Genomic DNA, 23,948 nt, shown 5'->3' with positions numbered 1-23,948 from the left:
GATGGCAGCCAAGCTAGACGTATCGGTAATCTCTCCGGAGAAACTACTCTTCCACGGCGATGCGGACAGCATCGTCGTGCCCGGAAGCGAAGGGTTTTTCGGAGTGTATCCGGGCCACACGGCTCTGGTTTCCTTATTGGGAATCGGAGTCCTTGAAGTCCGCCAGGGGAATAAGACTAAAGTTGCCGCAATCGAAGGCGGTTTCTTCGAAGTCAGAGACAATAAGGTTACGATTCTCACCGACCACGGTAGTCTGAAAGAAGATATCGATCTGGCTGCCGCTCAAAAAGCGCTGGAAGAGGCAGAAGCTCTGCCCGCTTCCAATGAAAAAAATACCCTCGTTCAAAAAGCAAAAACCCGAATTTTAGCCGCTTCCCGCTAATATTTCGGGGTTCTAGAATCCGAAAATTACTAATAGTAGAACGCTTTTCCTCCGGGATTCCCGGAGGAAGCCTTCGTTTAAGGTTCTCCCGAATCGGGAGAATTTTCGGATTGTATTTCCTGTAACGATCAGGGATGCTCCGGAATAGAGAGCGTCGGATTTTAATCATATTGTAGGAAGCATGGCGGACGATTTTACGATAGACGAAGGTGAGGGATTTCCTGCAAGCAACGGAGACGAATTCGATCCGAGCGAAATGAGTTTGGACGAAATCGATTCTCTATTGTCCGGCGACGACTCGGGCGCGGATTTCGATTTCGACGCTCTTCCCGTGGATGACGGAAATGCCGCCGGTTTCGAGGACCTGGTCGCTTCTTCCGGAGAAGAATATCCCGACGATTTTACCAATTTCGAACCCGACGACTCCGAATTCTCCTCGGACCTGAGCCAATTGGACGAGTCCGTGCATCTGGACGAGGACTTCGATTTCGATCTGACCGATCCTTTGATCGACGCGGAAATAGACCGCCTATTAGACATTGAGGACGACGGTCCGGAATCCTCTCCCTCTTCTTCCGGGGCCGCTCCTTCTTGGAAAGAATCATCCCTCGCTCCTACTCCTCCGGATGACGACCATGACCATGACGGTTTCGGAGATCTGGGAAGTCTGGACTTGGGGGATTTTTCCCAGCCGGGAGAAGTTCCCGCCTCCGCATTCCACTCCGAAGACCAGCCTTTCGAATGGGCGGGAAGCGGGGATTCCTCCGACGATCACGAGGAAGCCGTGGGTTTCTCCGATCTGGATATGGACGACGAGGCTCCCATCTCTCTTTCCGACGACGAATTACATAATATTGATATAAGCGCGGACCTTGCCGATTTCAGCATGGAGGACGAGGAAGCGGAAACCGCTTCTCCGGGCCAGGACAGAACTCACGAAGACGATTTTCTATCCGACGACGAAGGGCCTATTTCTCTCTCCGAACACGAGTTAGGCGATATCGCTGTGGACGATTTCGGAGCCGACTCCGATTCGGAGGGCTTCGCGGATTTGGGAGACGACTTCTCGGTCCCTTCTTCACAGCCTTCCGATTCCATGGATTTCGAAACGGAAGAAGAGGACAAAGATATCGCTCTCTCCGTGGACGAATTGGATCACTTATTGACGGGAGAGGGAGGAGAAGAGCTTACGAGCTCCGAAGAGGATTCCTTCGAAGAGATGGGAAATTTCGGAGACCTGGACTTAGGAGCGGTCGATGAGGATGTTCCTATCGCTTCCGATATGAGCTCCTTGGAAGAATCCGAGGAACCGATTGCGCTCTCCGACGACGAACTAGGAAACCTTCTTTCATCCGGAGACGAGTCCGAAGATACCATAGAGCCGATCGATCTGGATAGTCTGGATTTGGGAGAGGATTCTTCCTTCGAGTCCGACGTCAAAATGGGAGCCACGGATTCGAGCGATAGCGAATTAGACCTAAGCGATTTTAACTTCGATACGGAAGCTTCTCCGAAAACTCTCGCAGCGGACGAAGAGGAAGAATCCATTTCTCTTCCGATTTCCGATCTGGAGCATTTCGGTTCCGAAGAGGAATCCAATCCTCTGGATATGGGAATGGATTTGGGAGAATTCGACGAACTTCCTTCTTCCAATGAAGAGGACGTTCTGGAATCCATCGGAGACTTTACTTCCGCGAGCGATGATGACGTACTCGGTTCCTCCGCTTCCGAAGAGGATCTATTAGCTCCTCCGGGAGATCTTTCCGTTCCTGAGGATGATTTCCTTTCCGATATCAACGAAGACGAACCGATCGCACTTTCCGACGACGAACTGGGAAATCTTCTCTCTTCCGGAGAGGAAGAAGATACCGGAGCGGTTTCCGGATTCGACAACGAAGAATCCGATTTTCTTGCGGACGATAACGAGCCGATCGCGCTTTCCGACGACGAACTGGGAAATCTGCTCGCTTCGGAAGAAGAAGAGGTTCCCGAATTCTCATCTTCTAACGAGGATTCCGAATCCGAGGAGCCTATCGCGCTTTCCGACGACGAGTTGGGAGATCTTCTCTCTTCCGGAACCGAAAACGATTCCTTCGATTTCGAAGGAGATTCCGAAGAGTCGGGCGATATACACGAACCGGTTGAATTCGGAGATTTCTCTCTAGACGGAGATTCGGACGAGCCGATCGCATTGTCCGAGGATGAGTTAGGTCATCTTTTAGAAGACGGCGGGGAATCGGAAACCGCAGGTACCGACTTGTTGGCAGATTCCGACGAACCGATTTCCTTACCGATAGGAGAATTGGATGACGTCGCCGGTTCCATCGATCCGAACCAATACGATGTGGATTGGGATGGACCGGTCGCGGATATAAACGATTTGGCCGAAGAGACTGCGGCGCCTTCCGACTGGGATCTGGACGGGGAGGCCGACGAGCCTATCACTCTATCCAACGACGAACTCGGAAATCTACTTGCGGACGAGGCTCCGGAAGAAGTGGATTCCGAGGATCTGGATGCGCTACTTTCCGCTTCTCCCGAAGCGACCGAATTGGATGCTTTGGGATCCATGGGAGACGATATCCCGATCGCCGATCTGGATTTCACCGGAAATATCGGAGGAGATATCGTTCCTACGATCGAAAGATTGGCTCCGGAACCGGAACTGAATTTCGTTTTGGACGAATACGCCGAAGAAGGAGAGGCTTCTCCTTTGGAGGAAATCCGCCAAGCATCCGGAGGAATGGATGCCGGGCTCGGAGAGGAAGCCGGCACTCCTACTCAGGACGAGATGAAGCGTATTCTTCTCTATTTGGACGAGCTTTTAGGAAACCTTCCGGACGATATGATACGGGATTTCTCTCGCTCCGATTACTTCGAACTTTATAAGAAATTAATGAAACAAATCGGCGTCTGACGATGGGCTTGCTGGATAAAGTCACTCGTTTGATCCGTTCCGGAGCTGCGGCTCCCGGAGATTCGAGAGGCGTATCCTCTTCCGTTTCCGCCGGAGAAAAACCTTCTCTTTTAAAAAAATCCATGGCCCTGAGAGCCAAAGGGCTTCTGGAAAAGGCGATGGATTTCGGAGGAAAAAAATCCGAGAAACCGACATCCGTCTACGAGGACCCCGCTAGCTTCGAACCGACGACTGCGGTCTCTTCCGACGAGGATTTTTCCTTCGATTCGGAACAGGCCTCCAACGATTTCGGAGACCTGGATCTGGGAGAAGGAATCACACCATCTTACGGAGGAGACGATACCGAGGCTCCCGAAATCGATTTTCCTACGGGAGCCTTCGAGGATTCCGATTCGAGTGATTTCGATCTTTCCGATGCGGACTCCGAATTTCCTAGCTCCGCTTCGTTCGATGCGGATCCGGACTTGGGGCTCGGACTAGACGATTTGGATCTTGGATCCGAGTCGGAACTTTCTTCTCATGAAGAAGAAAAACCCAAGGGTTTATTGTCCAAGGCCGAAGAGGCGAAAGAGGAGCAGTCCTTCGACGATTCCGATTTAGGCAAAGCGGAGAATATCCAGGATCCTTTCGCCGATTGGGTCAAGGACGCGGAGAATCAGGCAAACCGAGAGGCCAATCGCCCTCTCAACAAAGAACAGGCCGAAACGGAAAGCGCCGAGTTTCTATTCGACGACGATTCGGATTATTCCACTCTTCCTATCGATCTACAGATCGCTTCCCGCAAAAAATTGGAGAATTATCTCTCCGTATTCGAGATATCCAAGGAGATATCCGCTTCCAAGGATTTCCCCGATTTTTTCCAGAATCTATGCTATTCCATACAGGGACAGATAGGTGCGGAAGGGATCGCGATCTTCTCCTCTACAAACGGGGATTTTCATACCTTAAGAGTCGTAGAAGCGCAGGGGATCAATGCGCATCCTAACTGGAATTTCGAAACGGGAGACGAATGCTACCAGGCCGCCTTAAAGACTCCTTCCGTAATTTACGCTAAGGAGATGTTTAAGTTTGCTCTCCCTGGAAAAGAAAAAGAAATATTAGAGAAATCGAATGCGGAGCTTCTGGTTCCGATCCGGAATTACGAAGAATTCTTCGGAATCATCGTCCTAACTAAGACCATAGAGGGAGACGATTACACGATAGAGGATCTGGAATTCCTGAAAATCGTAGGGGAGATGGCGGGATCCGTCTTTCGTAGGATTATGGATCTGGAAGCGCTGCAACAGGAGAATGAAAGGTTAGGGGACGTGGTCAAGGCCAACGAGAGAATCTTATCCACTGCCAGAAATCTCGCGCAAATCAGGGATATGGACGAGGCCTACGATTTTCTAGTAGAGACGTTCAAGAAGGAGCTGGGCCTTAGACGCTGGAGTTTTCTCATTCTGGATAGAACCACCCGCAAGGAATATAAGGTATTCGGGACGAATCTACTGACTCCGGACACGGCGGGAAAATTCCGCCTACCTATAGACTCCAATCTTGTGGGAATCGTGGCTAACGTTCCCGGGGTTTTCCGGATTTCCAATTTCAGAAAGAATCCCGAGTTATTATCTCAGCTCTCCAACGACGAACTAGGACTCATGCACGATTTCGACATTCTTCCTTTTTTGAATCTGAACTGGCTTGTGGGAATGCTCGTTATCCACGAGACGGAGGTCCCTTGGACCGATTCCGATCGGGAGACCGCAGTGGGAATCTCGGAAGTAGCAGCACCCGTACTTTCCAATTTATTGATGTTGGAGGAAAGGGACGCAGTCTTCCGAGATCCTTTCAGTCCGGTCGAAACTAGAATCGACGAGGCGATCGCGAGATCCGCCAAACTAGGAGCGCCTTTTAGCCTTACCGTATTCAAAGTACAAAATGCCACTCGAATGGTCCGCATCAAAGGAGCGGGTTTCTTCGCTTATTATTGCGAGGAGCTGAGAGCTTCCATCCAAGAAAATTTGAGTGAAACCGACTATTGCTATCGAGTAGGCCAAGGAAAATACGTGGTCGTTCTGGACGGAAAAGACAGAGAGGAAACCCAGATCGTAGTCCGCAAGATCCGAAATCGTATCGTGGAACTGGACCGTAAGACCAAGGATTTCCAAACTTCCACGGCAAACCAAACCCTTTGCTATCCTGCCGACACCCGCGAAAAAGAAAGAATGTTGGAACTCATAGAAGAATCCTAAAAAAGCCTAAGGTCCCGTTCCAGATTGCGAGTCGGTGATAGTTCGTTTCCGGACAGTCGAAATCGAAAAGTAATTGAATTCCGGTTATTTTCTTCTATATCCGTATGATGCGCAGAGTGATATTTTTAATGCTTTTTCTCGCTTTTTGTAAAACCGGCGGCGACAAACCGGTATTGAGAAATTTTCAAAAAAGTGTACGATTGAATTCCTCGCTGGAAAATGCGAAGAATGGGGATCTATTTTCTTTTATCGATAAGAAGGGTGGTACGATCGATATATATTGTATTTCAGAAGAATTTAAAATATATCCTCCCTATGCGAATGATTGGTATGTCCAGTCCGATGGAACTTCTCGTATAACGTTTTCCTCCGATTATATGAAATCAATGATAACGATATTTCCCGGCGAGAATGGACAAAAACTGTCCTTAAATAAATACCTTGAAAGTAGGTTTAAGCAAATCTCTTCAACTAACGGCAATTATTTCAATGGAAGAGTTTTTCCGGGAAAGATCAAGCCGGTGTTTGCCTTTAGCGGAATCGATGATCTTGGACCGGCCGGTCGGTCTTATACTGAAACTTATAGCACGGCAATCCTTAGAGCGGACGGAAGTGTTCTGGAAGTTAGATACTTGTTCTTTAGCGAGCTACCGACTCCGAGGGCAATGCTTGATAAGGTTATACCGCAATTATTGGACTTAGGTTTCCAGAATTTGGATCCCGAGTCCATTGCAAAATTGCGAAGCAAGTCCTAACGTTTGAAGGTCGAATCCACCTGAATCGTAGAATTTCTGGAACAGGTATCTACCGCGACTTCATTGAAGTCGGTATGAGGAACCTAATTCTCATACTCTTTGCCAATAAGCTAAGTTTTATAACTAAATTGTGATTTGACAATGCATATAAATTAGCTATTTTATGCATAATATGAGAACGACAATTGACATTCCCGAGGAATTATTCGAGGAGGCCATGAGGCTGACCCATCTGAAAACGAAAACCGACGTAATTAAGGAAGGTCTTGCCTCCCTAATTCGGAGGGAAAAACTGAAAGAATTGAAAAAATACAAGGGCTCTATCGATCTGAAAATCAATTTAGATGATCTTCGAAAGAGATGAGTGCCGTTCTATTGGATTCTTCCGTTTGGATAGAATATTTCCGTAATGACCGGTCTTCGATTTCGAAAGAGGTCGACGATTTGATCGATAGGGATAACGTTTACACGAATGATCTGATTTTGGCCGAGTTAATTCCTTTTCTAAAAATCCAGAAACAGACTAAAGTCATCACGACCCTCGAGGCTGCCGAGCGCCTCACGTTAGATATAAATTGGCGAGAGATAATCGATTATCAAGTTTCAAATCTAAAAAACGGCATCAATAAGATCGGACTTCCGGATTTAATCATCGCGCAGAATGTGATTCAAAACAAAGCGATACTCTTTACCTTAGATAAACACTTTAAGCTTATGGGAAAGCATCTTAAGCTTAAACTCTATTGACCTATTCGAAGAAACTTTCGATTAAAGCAAGTCCTAACGCTTGAGGGTCGAATCCACTAAATCGTAGAATTTCTGGAACAGGTATCTACTATCGTTCGGTCCGGGAGAACTTTCCGGATGGTATTGCACCGAAAGCAAAGGATACCCCGATTTCAAAATTCCTTCTACAGTATCGTCGTTTAGGTTCAAGAAGGAGATGGGTTCTTTTTCGGAGGACTCCGCCACGACTGCAAACCCGTGATTTTGAGAAGTGATTTCCACTTTTCCCGTCTCCAGATTCTTGACCGGTTGGTTGCCCCCTCTATGCCCGAATTTCATCTTCTCCGTTTTCTTGCCTAGGGTGAGTCCTATGATCTGGTGGCCCAGGCAAATCCCGAAAAGAGGATAATTCTTTTCTAATATTGCTTTGGTGGAATCGATTGCGTAAGTGCAAGCCGCGGGATCTCCCGGACCGTTGGAGAGAAAAAACGCGTCCACTCCGTCTTTCATGATCTCGGAAGCGGGAGTCTGGGCCGGATATACAGTGACAGCAAAGCCCGCCGCGTCTAATAGCCTCAGAATATTGGTTTTCACTCCGTAATCGTATACTGCGAGTTTGTATTTTTTTCCTGCGTTCGTTCCGAAAGAATATTTCTTTTCGGTAGTAACGACTTTGGCCAGATCCGCATCCGCGATCCCTGGGAATTTTCTTACTTCCTGTAGAAAGGATTCCGAATATTCGTTCGCTACGAAGATCCCTCCGTTCGGAGACCCGTTGGTTCGGATAAAGCGGGTGAGTTTGCGGGTATCGATTCCTTGGATTCCCGGAATCTTGTATTCTTTCAAAAATTGAGAGAGCGTTTTCTCTGCCTTGAAATTGGAAGGCCTGTCCACGTATTCCTTTACGATCATTCCGGAAGCCTGGATCTTTCCGGACTCCATGTTTTCAGGGTGGATACCGTAATTCCCGATCATGGGATAGGTGAGTGTAACGATCTGATTGGCGTAGGAAGGATCGGTCAGGATTTCCTGGTAACCCGCCATGGAAGTGTTGAAGACGATTTCCCCGACGGAATGGGTTTCGTAGCCGAAGGATTCTCCCTCGTATACGTCCCCGTTTTCTAAAACCAAGAACGCTTTCATTACGGACAGGCTCTTGCAAGAGGGGCGAGGGTCAAGTGGAAACGATTCGAATTTTGTAGGAACATCCGCGAAAGATCGGGGCCGCTCTCGCTTCCTTCGGACTGAGACAATTTATGAGGGGGTAGCGTAAGACGCGAATGCGGCTGGAGCGAGGGGGAGACTTCCCCCTTCCTATCTTCTGATTGCGAAAAAAAGGCTCTATCGACGGAATGGAAGCAGGGGTACTTGTGGCAGTTCAAAATCAGTCAGTCAAATTCATCCTACCGGACGGCTCTTCCAAAGAGGTTCCGGCGGGTTCCACATACAAGGATTTCATCGAATCCCAACTTCCGTTTTTAAAGAACAAGGCCTTGGCCGTCCGACTGGACGGAACCCGGGTCCTGGACTTAAGCCGTACAGTGGATTCCACAACCACCCCCGATTCTACACCCAAGCTGGAAGTTCTGACCTTCCAAGACAAAGAAGGTTGGGAAACCTTCCAACACTCTGCGGCTCATCTTTTAGGTATGGCCGTCCAGAACGTATATAAGGACGCGAAATTGACCGTGGGTCCCGTGATCGAAAACGGTCCCGGGTTCTTCTATTATGATATCGATTTTACCGAAACCGTAATCACTCCCGAAGATTTTCCCAAGATCGAAGCGGAGATGAAAAAGATCGCGGATGCGGATCATGAAGTCTTTCGCAAGGTCTGGGATAAGAAGGAAGCGATCTCCACCTTCGAAAAGATGGGGGAGAATTATAAAATCGAAATCGTAGGGCAAATTCCGGACGAGCAGGTGTCCATTTACGGAATGGGAGAATGGTTCGATCTTTGTAGAGGACCGCATATTCCCCGCTCCGGATTTCTGAAAGCCTTCAAACTCACCGCTCTTTCCGGCGCTTATTGGAAAGCGGATAAGAATAACCGGATGCTCACTCGCATTTACGGAATCGCATTCCCTTCCAAGAAGGAATTGGACGAGTATCTTTTCCAACTGGAAGAGGCAAAGAAGAGGGACCACAGAAAGATCGGCAAGGAAATGGATCTATTTTCCTTCCAATCCGAGGCTCCGGGTTTTCCTTTCTGGCACCCAAAGGGAACGGCTCTTTGGAACACTCTCGCGGATTATATCCGTAAGGAATGTGCCAAGAGGGGCTACCAAGAAATCAAGACTCCTGCGGTTCTTTCCTCCGAATTATGGAGAAGGAGCGGTCACTGGGATAATTTCAACGAGAACATGTACTTCGTTTCCATCGACGAGGAAGAGTTCGCGATCAAACCCATGAACTGTCCCGGTTGCAGTCTCATATACAAACACCATTTGCATTCTTATCGGGAACTTCCTCTTAGATTTGCGGAATTAGGAAGCGTCCACCGTCACGAATTGCACGGGGTCCTTCACGGGCTCTTCCGTGTCCGAGCATTCACCCAGGACGACGCCCATATCTATACTCCTTTGGATTATCTGGAAGCGGAGGTCCTGGATATCATCGACTTCACTTTCCATGTATACAAAAAGTTCGGATTCCAAGAATTCAAAACATACATCGCTACCCGTCCCGAGAAATCCCAGGGAAAAGACGAGGACTGGGAATTTGCGACCAACGCTTTGAAACAAGCTTTGGAAAAGAGAGGAATTCCTTATTCCATTAAAGAAGGAGAAGGAGCGTTTTACGGACCCAAGATAGAATTCAATATCAAGGATTCCATCGGAAGAATGTGGCAATGCGGAACCGTTCAGATCGACTTCTCCATGCCGGATCGTTTCGAATTGGATTATACGGACTCCGACGGTTCCAAGAAACGTCCCGTCATGGTTCATAGAGCCATTTACGGATCCTTGGAAAGATTCATCGGAATTCTAATCGAGCATTTCGAAGGGAAATTCCCTCTTTGGCTCTCTCCGAACCAAGTTCGGGTGTTAACTGTCACCGAAAATGTGCAGGACTACGGATCCGAGATCTTGAAGAAGCTTATAGATTTGGGATTCCGGGCAGAAGGGGATTTCCGGAACGAAAAAATCGGAGCTAAGATCCGGGATTCTATTCTTAGAAAGGCCAATTATCTTCTCGTACTAGGACAAAAGGAGAAAGAATCGGGAACCGTCGCTCTTCGCAAGCGGGGTTCCGAAGAGACAATAACTCTTTCTTTTCCTGAATTCTTGGCTCTCTTGGAAAAAGAAGTCTCGGAAGGGAATTAAGAACTCGGCTCCGACTCGGTCGGAGCGAATTCTTCTCGTTGGATGGACTCGGGTCAAATTCTACTTGAACCCAGTCCCCGTTCATGGAGAAAATCGCTTGAAAGCCTACCTATAGGCCAAAAAATTGGAAAAACGCCGGAGATTGAATGCAGAGGAAGCCGCAGCCGAAACCCACCGATAAGCTTTTCAGCCATAGAATTAACGAAAAAATTACCGGGGTAGCCCAGGTAAGATTGGTGACGGACGACGGGGCAATGATCGTCTCTTTTGACGAGGCTTTGCGGCGGGCAAAGGAAGAAAACCTGGACTTGGTGGAAGTGTCCGGAGACCAGGAAATTCACGTCTGCAAAATTATCGATTACGGTAAATACAAGTTCGAACTACTTAAAAAGAGTAAGGAAGCAAAGAAGAAGCAGCACGTAATCAACGTGAAGGAAGTAAAGATTCGTCCGCGAATCGACCAACACGATTACGAAATTAAAAAACGCCACGCCGTTGAGTTCCTCCAAAAAGGAGACAAGGTAAAGGTGAGCCTTCGCTTCCGAGGCCGTGAAATGATGCATTCCGAATTAGGGATGAATGTCGTGAACCGGATGGTAGAAGATCTGAAATCTGTTGGGACGCCGGAAAGAGAACCAGTCTTAGACGGGCGTCAGATTGTTGTTGTGATTACGCCTCTTGCAGCGAAGTAAGAGGGGAAGCCAGGAGTTATCGAGGTCAGGAAATGCCTAAGCTTAAGACAAATAGAGCCGCAGCAAAACGGTTCAAGTTTTCCAAGAATAATAAAATTAAACGGAAGAGTATGAACACCCGTCACATTCTTACCAAGAAAGGTCCTAAAAGACGTCGTCGTCTTAGAGGAATGACCCTGGTAGTGGATGCCGATTGGAAATCCATCGTTAGACTCATGCCTTACGGAGTTCGATAATGCCACGCGCTACAAACGGAACCATTCATAAGAATCGTCGCCAGAAAGTTTTAAAAACTGCCAAGGGATTCAGAGGAGCTCGCTCCAAACTTTACAGAACCGCAAAATCCGCGGTAATGAAAGCCGGACAGTGGGCTTATAGAGATAGAAAGGCTAAAAAACGTGATTTCCGCAAATTGTGGATCATCCGTATCAACGCCGCCGCTCGTGAAGCGGGACTTTCTTATTCCCAGTTCATGTTTGGCTTGAAAAAAGCCAATATTTCCCTGGATAGAAAGGCCTTGGCCGAACTCGCGTTCAGCGACAAAGAGACTTTTAACGCTCTCGTAGAGAAAATCAAGGTAGCAGCCTAATTTCCTCGATCAGTCTTCCTAATCCAAAAGGAAGATGCGAAAGAAGCCGAAAAGCCCGTAATTCTACGGGCTTTCTTTGTTTTTAGAAAAAAAGGTTTTTCTCTTTTGCGAAAGGATGAAAAATAGGATGGATTTTGTCGATTTGGCGGGTCCCAAGATTAGAAACGCCTAAGCAGATAATTGTAATATTACTACCCAGCCGAAAGGACAAGAGGTTCGCATTATGTTGACTATGGAGACTATCGAAGAGTTAGAGAGTAAGGTCCTAAAGGCCCTCGAACTCATTAGCGATCTTCGGGCGGAAAACGGCCGTCTCGAATCGGAAAACGAATCCCTCCGTGCGGAAAACGACCAGATGAAACTGGCCATGGAGGAAAAGGAGAAGGAACTCTCTTCTCTCCGCGAGCAGCTTCAAAAAGCGAACCAGGAATTGGAAGGAATCAAGGAAAGAGAGCGTGCCCTCGAAGCCAAGATCAACCAACTTCTCGGACGCTTGGATGGACTTCCCGCTTCCTCCGGAGCAGGATCCACTTCTTCTGCTGCTCCTAAGACCGGTTCTTCCTTCGCTTCCGGAGCGGCTCCCGCTGCTGCGGCTTCCGCTTCTCCCGCAGTCGTAAGAGATTCTTCCGACGACGATTTTAACGAAGACGACGAAATCATTCTACTCGACGATGAGGACGACGATATTTCCGTTCTGACCGAAAGTTCGGATTCTTCCGGTGGGGACGATGAGATCATCATCACCGACGAACCGATCGAGGACTTCAGCCCGGTTTCCGCGGACGACGATGATATCATTATCGAAGACGATGACGACGCAATCAGCGTTTTCGACGCGGATGAAGACGACGATTTCCTCGTCATCGAAGACGATCCGAAGTAATCCAATATGAGCGGAAGAGTCAATGCTCGGATCCAGGGCGACGACTATACCATCGTGGGGGATACGGACCCCGAATACATTCATAGATTAGCCGAGTTGGTGGACCGGAAAATACGGGAACTCCATCTCGGTATGCCTAACGCATCCAAGCTGAAACTTGCCGTCCTAGCCGCCTTGAATTTTGCGGACGAACTAGAGCAGGCGAAATCCCAAACTTCCGAAGCGGGTCCTTCTTCTCCGGAAGCCGAAGAAAAAACTAGAAAGCTAATTACATTGATCGAAGAAGGTTTGATCGGAGACGTATAAGTTTGGCTTCCAAGAAAGAAGCAAGGCTCGCTCAAAAAACCGCCATCTCCTCCGTTTCTTCACGGGAAGAAAAGGAACAACTCATTCGAAGCAATCTTTTGTCATTTCTGAGACATAGCTCCGTCTTGGAACCTAAGAAAATTATTTCCTATGTTCCGGACAGATTCGAGATTCCCGCCTTCCATTCTCATGAGAATCCGTTCTCTTTGGGGGAGGAATTTCTTATCTTCTATCCTAAGGTGACGGAATTCGGTTTGATTTTTCTGACCGGAGAGAAGTTCGAAAAAGGCTCTTTCGGAATTTTGGAACCTATAGGATCGAATCGTCTTCTTCCGGAAGAAGCGGATTGGATTATAGTACCCGCCCTTGGCTGGAACGAAGAAGGAGCGAGGCTCGGAAGGGGAAAAGGTTTCTACGATCGGAGCCTACAATTCGTTCCGAACGAAAAAATGATTGGCTTAAGTTTCGAGGAGCTTTACCCTTGCGCTTTTTCTGCGGAGCCTCACGATCTCAAAGTGGGACAGGTTTTTACGGACAAAAAAAACCATTGCTTTCCCAAGAAAATGGGAGAAAAATCAGTCCCATAACACGGGAGAAGTTCCTGTTTTAGGGGTCTTCTGGTCGACAATGTACCAGTCGGATAACGTAGCCGAAAGTTTCCGATCGGAGAAAGGATAAGAGGCGGAGGAAAGGTGAAAACCATAGATAAAAATAACCCCGCGGAAGAAGATCAAACGGGAAAGGAAGTCGAATCCTTAAAAGAATTCCTCACCTTCGAAGTGGACAAGGAAGTCTTCGGGATCGACATCCTTCATATTCATGAAATTTTAAAACCTGTTCCCATTACACGCATTCCGAACGTGGACCCGTACATTCTGGGAGTCATCAATCTAAGGGGAGAGATCATCCCCATCATGGACCTAAAGGAACTTTTCGGATTAGGTTTTTGTGATATTCTGCCTTCCACCCGTATCATCGTCGTCGTTTACGGAGAAAAAAGGGGAGGTCTTCTCGTAGACTCCGTAAAACAGGTAGTCAAGGTACATAAGGACAAAGTAAACCAGGCCGACGAGGAGCTGAGCGTGAATTATAGCGAGCTCATAGAATCGGTGAGCCAGTTCGAGGATTCTCTGATCCTCAATTTAAACCTTTCCATGCTTATGGAATATGCGGGGGAGGAATCCTAAATGGCCGGCGTATTGGGAGAATATACAGAACTCTTCCTGGAAGAGTCCGAAGACCAGATAGAAGAACTGAACGCGAACCTTCTTCAATTGGAAAAGGACCAATCCAATCCTCAGACCATCAACGATATTTTCCGTGCGGCGCATTCTCTTAAGAGTTCCGCGGCCTTCGTAGGTCTTTATAATCTTTCCGATCTCGCTCATAAGATGGAGAATCTTCTCCAGAGCATACGGGACGGAAAACTTGCAGTCAATCTATCCCTAGTAAATCTTCTCTTTCAGTGTTTCGATCTGATCAAGAATGTGATCTCGAACGTGGCAGCCGGTAAAAAAGTGGATACTCCTTATACCGACATGATCCAGAGATTGGAAGCCTACGAAAAAAATCCGGATGTGGCGGTAGCTTCTCCCAAGGGAGGAAGATCCGTTTCGGAATCAGCGGAGCCGGTCAAGAAGGAAGAATTGGCCTCTTCCAGCGGATTGGAATTGGATGCGGATGACACCAAGGAATTGGAAGAATTAGTCACAAGCAGCGGTAGCGGAAAGGCCTGGCTCTTGAAAGTAGGCCTAAAGAAAGACGCTCCTATGAAGGGGCTACGTTATACTTTGATTCTACAGAACCTCCGCGGTTTAGGAAACGTTTTTCGGACTCAGCCTAGTTCGGAAGAGTTGGAGAACGGAACAGAGGCTCCGATACTTTCCATTCTCATTGTGAGCTCCGAGTCTCAGGAAGAACTCACAAAAGCCGCTAACGTGGATATGGTGGAAAATCTGATGATCCAGGAATACAAACTGAACCAAGGGTTCGGGTCGAATTCCGGAAACGGTTCCTCCTACCACCTCGAAGAAGAGGAAAGGACGAGCGACGCTAAGGTAACCCTGAAAAGTATCAAGGTTTCTTCCGATAAACTGGACCAACTCATGAATAACGTGGGAGAATTGGTGATCACCAATTCCGGATTCCAGAAAATATACGACGATTTACTCCGTACTTTCGGAGACGACCAGCTCTTCGGAGAATTGAAAGGACGTATCGATCTGATCAATCGTATCTCCAAGGAATTGCAATCCGGTATTATGAATATCCGGATGGTTCCTATTTCCACCGTTTTCCGTAGATTTTCCCGTTTGGTCCGAGACCTTTCTCTGGAAACCGGTAAGATCGTAGAACTCATCCTGAACGGAGAGGCCACCGAGCTGGACAAAAAAGTCATAGACGCGTTGGGCGAACCTTTGCTTCACCTGATCCGAAATTCCGTGGATCACGGGATTGAATTACCAGACGAAAGAAGAAAAGCCGGCAAATCCGAAACAGGTATCGTGGAACTGAACGCCTACCAAGGCGGAAGCAATATCATGGTGGAAATCCGGGACGACGGTAGAGGATTGGATGTGGATAAGATCCGCCAAAAAGCAGTATCCAAAGGACTCGTAACGGAAGCGGACGCTGCCGCCTTGACCGAGAGCGAAATTTTCCAATTTATCTTTGCACCTGGATTCTCCACCGCCGAAAAAATCACAGATATTTCCGGTAGGGGAGTGGGGATGAGCGTGGTAAATAGCCTCATCCAGGAATTCAAAGGAAAGATTCTCATACAGTCCCAGAAAGGTGCGGGAACTTCCTTCGTTCTTTCCTTCCCTCAGGCCTTGGCCATCATTCCCTCCATTCTTATCGTTATGGAAGAGGAAGTATATGCTTTCCCTCTCTCGGAAGTGAACGAGACGATCAAGGTAAACAACGAACAGATCACCACTCTCGAAGGGAACGAAATCATCAATCTAAGAGGAGAGGTTCTTCCGATCTATCGACTGAATCGTATCTTAGGTTTGCAGGACAAGACCGAAAGAGAGGAGTCTCCCGTCGTGATCGTCCAGTACAAAGGAAGAAAGTTAGGCTTCATGGTCGACGAACTCGTGGGCAAACACGAAACCGTGATCAAATCCCTGGAAAAGAACTTCAAAAATATCAAGGGACTCACCGGCGCTTCCATCATGGGAGACGGAACCATCATTATGGTCTTGGACATTCCTGGAATCGTGGAAATCGCCTCCGATATGGACGAGAGAGCGAGATACGTGAACTTCCATCTCGAAACGATGAAACGAATCAGCACGATACGCACCATCGAAACGGAAGAAGAGAAATACATTCAGAAAACATCCAATCCTACCAATCTCTACAATCATAAGTTGCACGAGATCACCACCCGTGAAAGGGAAAGAAGGAAGAAGAGCGAACGTAAAAAATTGGACGAGGCCAAAAAGGTCGTAGTCTCCCAGGAAGAATTGGAGAGAGATACCCCCGTCGCTTCTTCCAAAATGAACGTTGAGATTCGTAAGACCGAAGAAAAATACATTCCTACCCAGGAAGCTTCTCCGGATACGGGTTCCAATACTGCGGTATTGGAAAGACCCGCAGCTAAGAAGGGCATGGAAGAGGAATACAGATCCCATATCCGGGAACTCATATCCGAGACCGAAATCACCGCCGAAGAAAAGAAAAGAGCGGACCATATCATCGAAGGTTTCTTGGAACAGAAGAAGCAGAGAATGATGGCCGTTTCCCATACCAAGGATTTCACCGGAAATCTGTCCCGGGAACAGATCAAGAAGATCGAGTCCGTGGTCAATACCGGAATGATGAACGCAGGTATGGTGCTTTCCCAGATCCTGAATCGGAATGTGGATCTTTTCATTCCGGAAATTATCATGAACGATAAGGAAGGCCTGGCCTCTGAAATACGTTTTTCCGACGATAAATTCTACGGAATGAAAGTGCGGATGAACGGGGATCTGAACGGAAACATGCTCATGATGTTCTCCCGGGAAAACGCGAAAAACCTGGCTAGAGAACTTTTGGACAATACGACTCCGGGAGATACTGTCGACGACGACACTAAAAGCGTTCTTTCCGAAATTTCGAATATCGTCTGCGCTTCCGTTCTAAACTCTATTTCGAATAAGGCAAAGGTAAGCGTGATGCCGGATGTTCCCGAATTAGTGGAAGGAACTTTTTTAGAAGTTTTGGACGTCGTGAAACCGGAGAGAACGAAATTCCTGAGTATGCTAACAGAGTTCAATCACGAGGGAAACAACCTACTGGGAGTTCTTCTATTCCTTCCGGATTTCGACGAGCTGATGAGCCTCATTCCTAAGTTCTGATTTCTGGACAGACAAACAGTGAATATTATCAACGGAAATCATCCAATCCGGGTAGTCATAGTCGACGACTCCCTCTTGGTTCGTAATATCATCTCCGACCAGATCCAAAGGGATGAGAGAATCCAAGTCATAGCTACCGGAAAGACAGGGGTGGATTGCATAGAACTCGCCACTAAACTTCGACCGGATATCGTGGTCTTGGATGTGGAAATGCCCGTGATGGACGGACTTTCCGCTCTCCAGGAATTGCAGAAACGTAAATTGGGTATTCCGGTAATGATGCTATCGGTTCTTACCCAACACGGTGCGGAAGCTACTTTTAAAGCCTTGGAATTCGGAGCCATCGACTTCGTTCCGAAACCTTCCAGCAGCAATCAATTCAATCCGGAAGAAATAGGTACCGTTTTACGAAACCGGATTCTTTCTTATTTCGAAAGCGTGAGGCATATCACTCCCGCGGTGGATCCGAGAAAAGTCGTAGAAGCCATTAAGAATAAGATTTTTAAAGATGAGAAAAAAGCCGTCGAAGCAATATGTATTGGAACTTCCACAGGAGGACCGAAGGCTCTTCAGACGGTTTTTTCCGCATTTCCGGAGAATTTTCGTCTTCCGATTTTCGTCGTACAACATATGCCCGTGGGTTTCACGAAAGCTTTCGCTTCTCGTTTGAACGATCACGCTCAAATCAAGGTGAAGGAAGCCGAAGACGGAGAAGAAGCTCTTCCCGGAACGGGTTACGTAGCTCCGGGTGATGCTCATTTGAAGATCGAATCTAAGGCGGGACGGAAATGGATTGCATTGAGCAAGGAATCGCCCGTAAATGGACACAGGCCCTCAGTCGAAGTTTTATTCGACAGCGCGATCCGGGAATACGGGAGCGCCTTGGTCGGTGTGATTATGACCGGCATGGGTAAGGACGGTGCGGCATCCACTCTTCGAATGAGAGAGGCGGGAGCAACAACGATCGCCCAGGACGAGGAAAGCTCGGTAATCTTCGGAATGAACCGTCAAGCCATCGAAATGGGCGGGGTTCAATTCGTAGAACCTGTAAGCGCAATAACATCAAGGATACTTTCCATTCTCAAAGAAAGGGGAAACTAATTATGGCCAGAATTCTCGTAGTAGACGACGCAAAATTCATGAGGACAATGGTGAAGGATGCACTCGTCGCCGGGGGGCATGAAATCGTAGGTGAGGCGGAAAACGGAAACATTGCCGTGGATCAGTATAAGGCAATTAAGCCGGATCTGGTCACCATGGATATCACCATGAGAGAAAAGGACGGAATCGAAGCCGCCCAGGAAATTTTCAAATTGGATCCCAAGGCGAGAATCATCATGGTGACCGCTCTAGGCCAGGAAGAACTTCTCGCGAAAGCGATCAAGATGGGAGTGAAGGATTTCGTTGTAAAACCCTTCTCTCCGGAGCGACTACAGCAAGCCGCAGAAAAAGCGTTGAATTCATAAGAGACATGGAGAGGGAAAATGGCGGGCAACCCTTTGTTGTTCAATGGAACAACTCGGAAGGCGGTATTACCGAAGGACCGCTCAGCCTTCTTTGGTCTCTGATAGAAAGTTACAAGGTAGATATTTTCGAAGTTTCCCTTTCTAGAATCACCGAGGATTTTCTAAACTTCATTAAATTTTCTGAAAGTATTCATATAGATGTCGGAGCGGAATACGCTCTGATGGCAGCCAATTTGGTATATCTCAAATCAAAGGCCCTGCTTCCCGACCCAGGCTTCGAAGAGGAGGATTACGATCCGCCTCTTCCCCCGGAACTCGTGGAAAAATTATTGGAGCACAAAAAATACCAGCTCTCGGCCCAAAGGCTTTCCGAGATCGATAAGCTTCAAGGCGGAATTTTCCATCGGGAAACCAACCAAGTCATAGACGAGGCGGATTCCTGGCTGGACTTGAGTCTTTTGGACCTGATTTCGGCCTTTAACGAGATCTTGGAAAAACGGGAAGACGAGACCGAGATTCCCGCTTTACTTACCACGCCCCACAGGTATTCTGTCGAGGAAAAGATGGGGTCCATCTCCGAACTCCTCGCCGAACGTTCGGATATCTCTTTCGAAGAATTGTTTTCAGAGGTCAACCCCGAGAAAGCAGAGATTGTAGCCGTCTTTCTTGCCATGTTGGAATTGTGCAAACAAAGGATCGTTTCGATCCGCCAACATAAGATTTTCGGCGAAATCCGTATATTCTTGGTGGGAGAACCGTGGAACGCGACAAAGCCGGCTTAAAAGGACTGATCGAAGCGCTGCTTTTCCTTTCCGGGGAACCGCTGAAACTCGCCAGTATAGCCAAATCCATCGACTGCGAAAAGCAGGAAGCCCGGGAAATCCTGGACGAGCTCATCTTAGATTACCAAGAAAAAGACGGAGGATTCGTCTTAAGGGAAATTGCGGGTGCCTACCAATTTTCCACCAATGAAAAGTATTCAGAGATTCTTGCCCGACTCTTTAAGGAAAAAAAGAGAGAGCAATTGTCCCGCTCTAGTCTCGATACTCTCGCAATCATCGCTTATAAGCAACCGATCACATTATCCGAAATAGACGATATCCGCGGGGTCTCGTCCAGAGCCATGGTGACTTCTTTGATTTCAAAAAAATTGGTGAAACCCGTGGGCAATAAAGAAGTTCCGGGTAGGCCGGCATTGTACGGAACCACCAAGGAATTTTTGATCCATTTCGGGCTGAACAAATTGACGGACCTGCCCGCTCCTGTGGAAGTGAAAGAATTAAAATTCGAAAGTTTGGACGATTTGATAGAGAATGGCCAAGAATAACGACAGGTTAAAGGAATTCCGGGACAAGATAGATTCCCTGGACAAAGAAATCGTCAAGGCGATCCAAGCCAGGGCGGAGATTGCGTCTTCTATCGGAGAGATCAAAAGGGAAAATAACGAGCCCATCTATCGCCCCGACAGAGAAAAGGACGTATACGAAAAGATCCTGAGTCTAAACGGCGGGCCTCTTCCCGACAAGGTTCTCGTCGCGATTTATAGAGAAATCATGTCAGGCTCTTTCTCCGTAGAAAAAGGGCTCTCCGTAGGATACCTAGGGCCGGAAGGTTCTTTTTCCCACCAAGCGGTGCGTGCCAGATTCGGAACTTCCGTCGAAGCTTCCGAGTTTCCTTCCATTCCCGAAGTTTTTCGTGCAGTGGAAACGGATAAGGCGGATTACGGTGTGGTTCCCGTGGAAAATTCTTCCGAAGGTCTCGTGAATTCCACTCTGGATCAGTTTCTAGTCTCCGACCTAAATATTTACTCCGAAATCTATCTCAAGATCCATTTGAACCTCTTGGGTTTCGAACACGATCTATCCAAAATCAAGACATTGTACGGTATCAAGATCGCCAATTCTCAATGTAGGAATTGGATCGCAGCCAATCTTCCCCATGTGGAAGTTTCGGAAACTCCTTCCACTTCTCGTGCGGCGAGTATCGTCGCGGAAAAAAAGGAGGCCTGCGCGGCGGTCGCTTCTTCTATCGCTGCGGAGATCTACGGTCTGGATATAGTCCGCGAATCCATCGAAGACATGTCGGATAATACCACCCGGTTTTTGATCATCGGTAAAAACCAGTGCCCTCCTACCGGAAACGATAAGACGTCGGTGGTTTTCTCCATTCCGGATAAGCCTGGATCACTTTATAAAGTTCTAAAGCCTTTCTTCGACAAGGAGATCAACTTAACCAAGGTGGAATCCAGGCCGACTCGCAGAACTTCCTGGGAGTATAATTTCTTCATCGATTTTCACGGTCACAAAAAGGATCCGATTATCGAGGATGTCCTAAACACCCTGAAGGAAAACACAATCTATCTGAGGATCTTGGGATCGTATCCGATCTCTCCCGCGAATCCGTGAGACTGGAATTTCGTCGCGTACTGATTTACGGTCTGGGGATGATGGGAGCCTCCTTGTCTTTGGCTCTCAAGAAAAAATCTCCGGATACGGAAGTGGTGGGAGTCGTTGGATCTCCTTCCAGTAAGGAGAAGGGTATCCAGTTGGGATCTGCGGATCAGATCTTCACTGCGGAAGAATTCCGTGCCTCCCAAAAACTGGAATCCTACGATCTAGTGGTATTCGGCGTACCCGTGGATAAAACCGTGGATCTGATCCGGGAACTGCCATCCCATTTTCAGGGACTTCTTACGGATATGGGGTCCACCAAACTCGAAATCGTAAGAGCAGTGGAATCCGTCCTAGGAGAAGGCCATCATTATATTTCCTCTCACCCAATGTGCGGCTCGGAAGAATCCGGATTGGAATTCGCAAACCCCGATCTTTACGAAAACCGTCTTTGTATTTTGACCAGACCCAAGGGAGCCTCTTCCACCGCATATGCCAGAGTGGAGGATTTCTGGAAATTCTTAGGGATGTGGACGACGGAAATTCCCGCCGAGGATCATGACCGTATTCTTTCCTATGTTTCTCATGTTCCTCATTTGATCTCTTCTCTTATGACCAATTGGGTCTGGGAAAACGAATGCGTTCGAAAATTCACCGACGGTTCTCCCGTGGCTCTAACCGGAGGCGGATTCCGGGACATGACCCGAATTGCAGGCTCCAATCCTAAGATGTGGTCCGCGATTTTTTCCTCCAACCAAGAGGAGATTTTCAATGCGCTTACCGACTATCGGAATAGATTGGATGTACTCCTTTCCGAATTGGATCCTAAAAAGCCGCTGGACCCGGCACATTGGGAATCCTTCATGGAAAGATCCCGAAAAGACCGGGATTCCATTTTAAAGAAAAGAAATGATTCCAAGAATCCTTAGAACTTCCGGCCGGGAGATCGAAGTCCCCGGCGATAAATCTCTCTCCCACCGTTCCGTCTTATTCTCCGTTCTTGCCAAGGGTCGCACCAGGGTAACCGGATTTTTGGAAGCGGAAGATCCCATCAATACCATGAAGGCGTTTTCCCTGCTCGGTTTGCAGACCAAGAAGATCGGTTCGAAGGAATATATTTTTACGAGTCCCGGAAAATCGGGCTTACATTCTCCGCAAAAAGAATTGGATTTCGGAAATGCAGGCACTGGGATTCGTCTCTCCGCAGGGCTTTTGTGCGGGTTGTCCGGAATCAAGGCCAGACTTACCGGGGACCATTCTCTCCAAAAGCGTCCCATGTCTCGTATTATAAAACCTTTAACCGCAATGGGAGCTTCCATCCAAGGAAAAGAAGATAAGGCTCCTTTGGAAATCGAAGGTAAAAAACTTTCTCCTTTCGTTTACAAGAGTCCCATCGCTTCCGCCCAGGTGAAGTCCTGTCTCATGCTCGCTGCGATGGCTTCCGAAACCTCCTTGGAATACGAAGAAGACATTCTTTCCAGAGACCATACGGAGAATATGTTTCGCTTTCTAGGGAACAAAATCGAATACAAGAATCCGCTTCACTTTAAGATAGAACCTCCTTATATTTTCGAAGCCCGGGATTTCCAGGTTCCGGGAGATATTTCCTCAGCGGCTTTCTTTTTAGTGCTGGGAGTTCTTTTGAAAGAAGGTTCGATTCTTGTGAAGAATGTTGGCCTCAATCCTTCCAGGATCGGAATCCTAAAAGCCCTGGAAGCTATGGGCGGAAAAATCGTCGTTCATAACCGACGTATAGAATGTGGAGAACCCGTAGGGGATCTGGAAGCGGTGTCTTCTAATTTACGTTTTTCTGAAATACCCGAGGAATGGATTCCTTCTCTCATAGACGAGATTCCCATTCTTACGATTGCGGGTCTATTCTCCCAAGGAGGGTTCTCCATTCGAAATGCGGAGGAACTCCGAGCCAAGGAATCGGATCGGATTCTCGCCATGGTGGAAAACCTCAGAAGTCTCGGGATCCTTGTACACGAATATGCCGACGGGTATGAAATTCCGGAACAAGGTTCTAACGGGATTTCTTCCGAGGCCGGGGCCTGGCTTTCCGGTAAAGGCGGAAAGATCCTCACAAAAATGGATCATAGGATTGCGATGAGCTTCATGATTCTAAGAGCCGTTTCCGGACTTCCTCTTTCCTTGGATGAAACCTCTTGGATAGAGACTTCCTTTCCGGGTTTCGAATCTCTTTTGGAAGGGATCGCAGGATGAATCCGAACGTAATCGCTTTAGACGGACCCGCCGGAACCGGAAAGAGTACGGTCGCAAGAGAGATCTCCAAGAAACTCGGATTCGAATACTTGGACTCGGGCGCATTCTACAGAGCCTTAACTCTTCACATTTATGGAATATACCAAAACGCATCTTCTCATTCTTCCTTTTCGGAATGGTTGCAAAAACAAGATTGGCCGTCTCTGACGCAAGGGGCAGAAATCCGTTGCGAATTTTCCGAAAAAGGGGAGAATCATATCTTTCTCTCCGGCAAAGACGTGTCGGTTGAAATTCGTAGTCCGGAAATCACTCGAGAGATCAAGTTCATAGCGGATAAGGCGGTATTCCGGGACTTCGTAAATATACAGCTTAGAAATCTGGCCAAGACTCATAGACTGGTAATGGACGGGAGAGACATAGGCACCCATGTTTTTCCGGACGCCCGTTACAAATTCTTCCTAACGGCCTCATCCAGGATCCGAGCGGAAAGAAGGTACAACCAACTTTTGGAGCAGGGGATTTCCTCGAATTTGGATGAGATCGAAAATGAGATCATTCTCAGGGATAAATCCGATACGGAACGGGAAATAGCACCCCTCCGAAAAGCGGAGGACGCAATCCTCATTGACACGGATAGCCTGCCAAAAAATAGTGTAATTAGTAAGATCCTTGGGTGCCTAGAGCCTGGCATTTATAACGATTCGCACTAA

At 47.7% G+C, this 23,948-nt stretch carries 22 protein-coding genes and 2 pseudogenes; 23 read left to right on the top strand and 1 reads right to left on the bottom strand.

All coding sequences use genetic code 11. The annotated features are described in order from the left end of the window. Nucleotide 1: 1 nt before the first annotated feature. From atpC to LEP1GSC061_RS02880, 5 genes are all read left to right on the top strand, one after another. Nucleotides 2–382, top strand: a complete 381-nt coding sequence (gene atpC / locus LEP1GSC061_RS02905) for an ATP synthase F1 subunit epsilon (protein WP_016543641.1) — start codon at nucleotides 2–4, stop codon at nucleotides 380–382. A 181-nt stretch (nucleotides 383–563) separates the two neighbouring features. Further along, complete coding sequence (locus LEP1GSC061_RS02900; protein WP_016543730.1) at nucleotides 564–3,299, top strand: hypothetical protein; 2,736 nt, start codon at nucleotides 564–566, stop codon at nucleotides 3,297–3,299. 2 nt (nucleotides 3,300–3,301) lie between these two features. Continuing rightward, nucleotides 3,302–5,533: a GAF domain-containing protein gene (locus LEP1GSC061_RS02895; RefSeq protein ID WP_016543581.1), complete on the top strand. Its 2,232-nt coding sequence runs from the start codon at nucleotides 3,302–3,304 to the stop codon at nucleotides 5,531–5,533. 927 nt (nucleotides 5,534–6,460) lie between these two features. After that, the gene (locus LEP1GSC061_RS02885) at nucleotides 6,461–6,652 is read left to right on the top strand and encodes a type II toxin-antitoxin system VapB family antitoxin (RefSeq protein WP_016544138.1); all 192 of its coding nucleotides are present in this window, start codon (nucleotides 6,461–6,463) and stop codon (nucleotides 6,650–6,652) included. Continuing rightward, a complete protein-coding gene (locus LEP1GSC061_RS02880; RefSeq protein WP_016543999.1) occupies nucleotides 6,649–7,035 on the top strand; it encodes a PIN domain-containing protein in 387 nt (128 codons plus the stop codon). Before LEP1GSC061_RS02885 ends, LEP1GSC061_RS02880 begins: the two co-directional genes overlap by 4 nt. Nucleotides 7,036–7,068: 33 nt before the next feature. Here LEP1GSC061_RS02880 and carA read toward each other — a convergent pair whose 3' ends face one another. Next, complete coding sequence (gene carA, locus LEP1GSC061_RS02875; protein WP_016543450.1) at nucleotides 7,069–8,157, bottom strand: glutamine-hydrolyzing carbamoyl-phosphate synthase small subunit; 1,089 nt, start codon at nucleotides 8,155–8,157, stop codon at nucleotides 7,069–7,071. 209 nt (nucleotides 8,158–8,366) lie between these two features. Between carA and thrS the strand changes: the two genes are divergently transcribed. The 18 genes and pseudogenes from thrS (at nucleotide 8,367) to cmk (ending at nucleotide 23,948) form a co-directional block, all read left to right on the top strand. Next, nucleotides 8,367–10,340, top strand: a complete 1,974-nt coding sequence (gene thrS / locus LEP1GSC061_RS02870; protein WP_016543353.1) for a threonine--tRNA ligase — start codon at nucleotides 8,367–8,369, stop codon at nucleotides 10,338–10,340. Nucleotides 10,341–10,486: 146 nt separating this feature from the next. Further along, on the top strand, nucleotides 10,487–11,032 hold the full coding sequence (gene infC / locus LEP1GSC061_RS02865) for a translation initiation factor IF-3 (protein WP_016543356.1): 546 nt from the start codon (nucleotides 10,487–10,489) through the stop codon (nucleotides 11,030–11,032). A 32-nt stretch (nucleotides 11,033–11,064) separates the two neighbouring features. Next, the gene (gene rpmI, locus LEP1GSC061_RS02860) at nucleotides 11,065–11,268 is read left to right on the top strand and encodes a 50S ribosomal protein L35 (protein ID WP_010412116.1); all 204 of its coding nucleotides are present in this window, start codon (nucleotides 11,065–11,067) and stop codon (nucleotides 11,266–11,268) included. Next, nucleotides 11,268–11,621: a 50S ribosomal protein L20 gene (gene rplT, locus LEP1GSC061_RS02855; protein WP_016543992.1), complete on the top strand. Its 354-nt coding sequence runs from the start codon at nucleotides 11,268–11,270 to the stop codon at nucleotides 11,619–11,621. The genes rpmI and rplT overlap by 1 nt, the downstream gene beginning before the upstream one ends. Nucleotides 11,622–11,844: 223 nt before the next feature. Then, nucleotides 11,845–12,504, top strand: a complete 660-nt coding sequence (locus LEP1GSC061_RS02850; RefSeq protein ID WP_016543693.1) for a hypothetical protein — start codon at nucleotides 11,845–11,847, stop codon at nucleotides 12,502–12,504. A 6-nt stretch (nucleotides 12,505–12,510) separates the two neighbouring features. Then, nucleotides 12,511–12,810: a cell division protein ZapA gene (locus LEP1GSC061_RS02845; protein WP_016543599.1), complete on the top strand. Its 300-nt coding sequence runs from the start codon at nucleotides 12,511–12,513 to the stop codon at nucleotides 12,808–12,810. Nucleotides 12,811–12,812: 2 nt separating this feature from the next. Further along, nucleotides 12,813–13,397: a 5-formyltetrahydrofolate cyclo-ligase gene (locus LEP1GSC061_RS02840; protein ID WP_016543500.1), complete on the top strand. Its 585-nt coding sequence runs from the start codon at nucleotides 12,813–12,815 to the stop codon at nucleotides 13,395–13,397. Between the two features lie 105 nt (nucleotides 13,398–13,502). Next, a complete protein-coding gene (locus tag LEP1GSC061_RS02835) occupies nucleotides 13,503–13,997 on the top strand; it encodes a chemotaxis protein CheW (RefSeq protein ID WP_016543324.1) in 495 nt (164 codons plus the stop codon). Next, nucleotides 13,998–16,290, top strand: a pseudogene (locus tag LEP1GSC061_RS02830) (chemotaxis protein CheW); the annotation flags it as partial. It lies immediately after the preceding gene. Between the two features lie 134 nt (nucleotides 16,291–16,424). Continuing rightward, nucleotides 16,425–17,156, top strand: a pseudogene (locus LEP1GSC061_RS22075) (chemotaxis protein CheX); the annotation flags it as partial. Nucleotides 17,157–17,183: 27 nt separating this feature from the next. Further along, the gene (locus tag LEP1GSC061_RS02825) at nucleotides 17,184–18,257 is read left to right on the top strand and encodes a protein-glutamate methylesterase/protein-glutamine glutaminase (protein ID WP_040507998.1); all 1,074 of its coding nucleotides are present in this window, start codon (nucleotides 17,184–17,186) and stop codon (nucleotides 18,255–18,257) included. 2 nt (nucleotides 18,258–18,259) lie between these two features. After that, nucleotides 18,260–18,622 carry a response regulator gene (locus LEP1GSC061_RS02820; protein ID WP_008594408.1) on the top strand — a complete coding sequence of 121 codons (363 nt, stop codon included), beginning with the start codon at nucleotides 18,260–18,262 and terminating at the stop codon, nucleotides 18,620–18,622. Nucleotides 18,623–18,627: 5 nt separating this feature from the next. After that, entirely contained in the window at nucleotides 18,628–19,404 is a 777-nt protein-coding gene (locus tag LEP1GSC061_RS02815) for a segregation and condensation protein A (RefSeq protein ID WP_016543884.1), read from the top strand. Between the two features lie 5 nt (nucleotides 19,405–19,409). Next, nucleotides 19,410–19,949 (top strand): SMC-Scp complex subunit ScpB, encoded by a 540-nt coding sequence (gene scpB, locus LEP1GSC061_RS02810; RefSeq protein WP_375517618.1) that lies wholly within the window; start codon nucleotides 19,410–19,412, stop codon nucleotides 19,947–19,949. Beyond that, nucleotides 19,936–21,027, top strand: coding sequence for a prephenate dehydratase (gene pheA, locus LEP1GSC061_RS02805; protein WP_016543572.1), 1,092 nt, complete (start codon nucleotides 19,936–19,938; stop codon nucleotides 21,025–21,027). The genes scpB and pheA overlap by 14 nt, the downstream gene beginning before the upstream one ends. Further along, a complete protein-coding gene (locus LEP1GSC061_RS02800; RefSeq protein WP_040507674.1) occupies nucleotides 21,024–21,941 on the top strand; it encodes a prephenate dehydrogenase in 918 nt (305 codons plus the stop codon). The genes pheA and LEP1GSC061_RS02800 overlap by 4 nt, the downstream gene beginning before the upstream one ends. Beyond that, the gene (aroA, locus tag LEP1GSC061_RS02795) at nucleotides 21,922–23,238 is read left to right on the top strand and encodes a 3-phosphoshikimate 1-carboxyvinyltransferase (RefSeq protein WP_016544056.1); all 1,317 of its coding nucleotides are present in this window, start codon (nucleotides 21,922–21,924) and stop codon (nucleotides 23,236–23,238) included. Before LEP1GSC061_RS02800 ends, aroA begins: the two co-directional genes overlap by 20 nt. Then, nucleotides 23,235–23,948 carry a (d)CMP kinase gene (gene cmk / locus LEP1GSC061_RS02790; protein WP_016543821.1) on the top strand — a complete coding sequence of 238 codons (714 nt, stop codon included), beginning with the start codon at nucleotides 23,235–23,237 and terminating at the stop codon, nucleotides 23,946–23,948. Before aroA ends, cmk begins: the two co-directional genes overlap by 4 nt.

It is taken from the genome of Leptospira wolffii serovar Khorat str. Khorat-H2, from assembly GCF_000306115.2.
Lineage (GTDB): Bacteria > Spirochaetota > Leptospiria > Leptospirales > Leptospiraceae > Leptospira_B > Leptospira_B wolffii.
The sequence above is the reverse complement of the archived record's forward strand: the minus strand, read 5'-3'. Positions and strand labels throughout refer to the sequence as shown.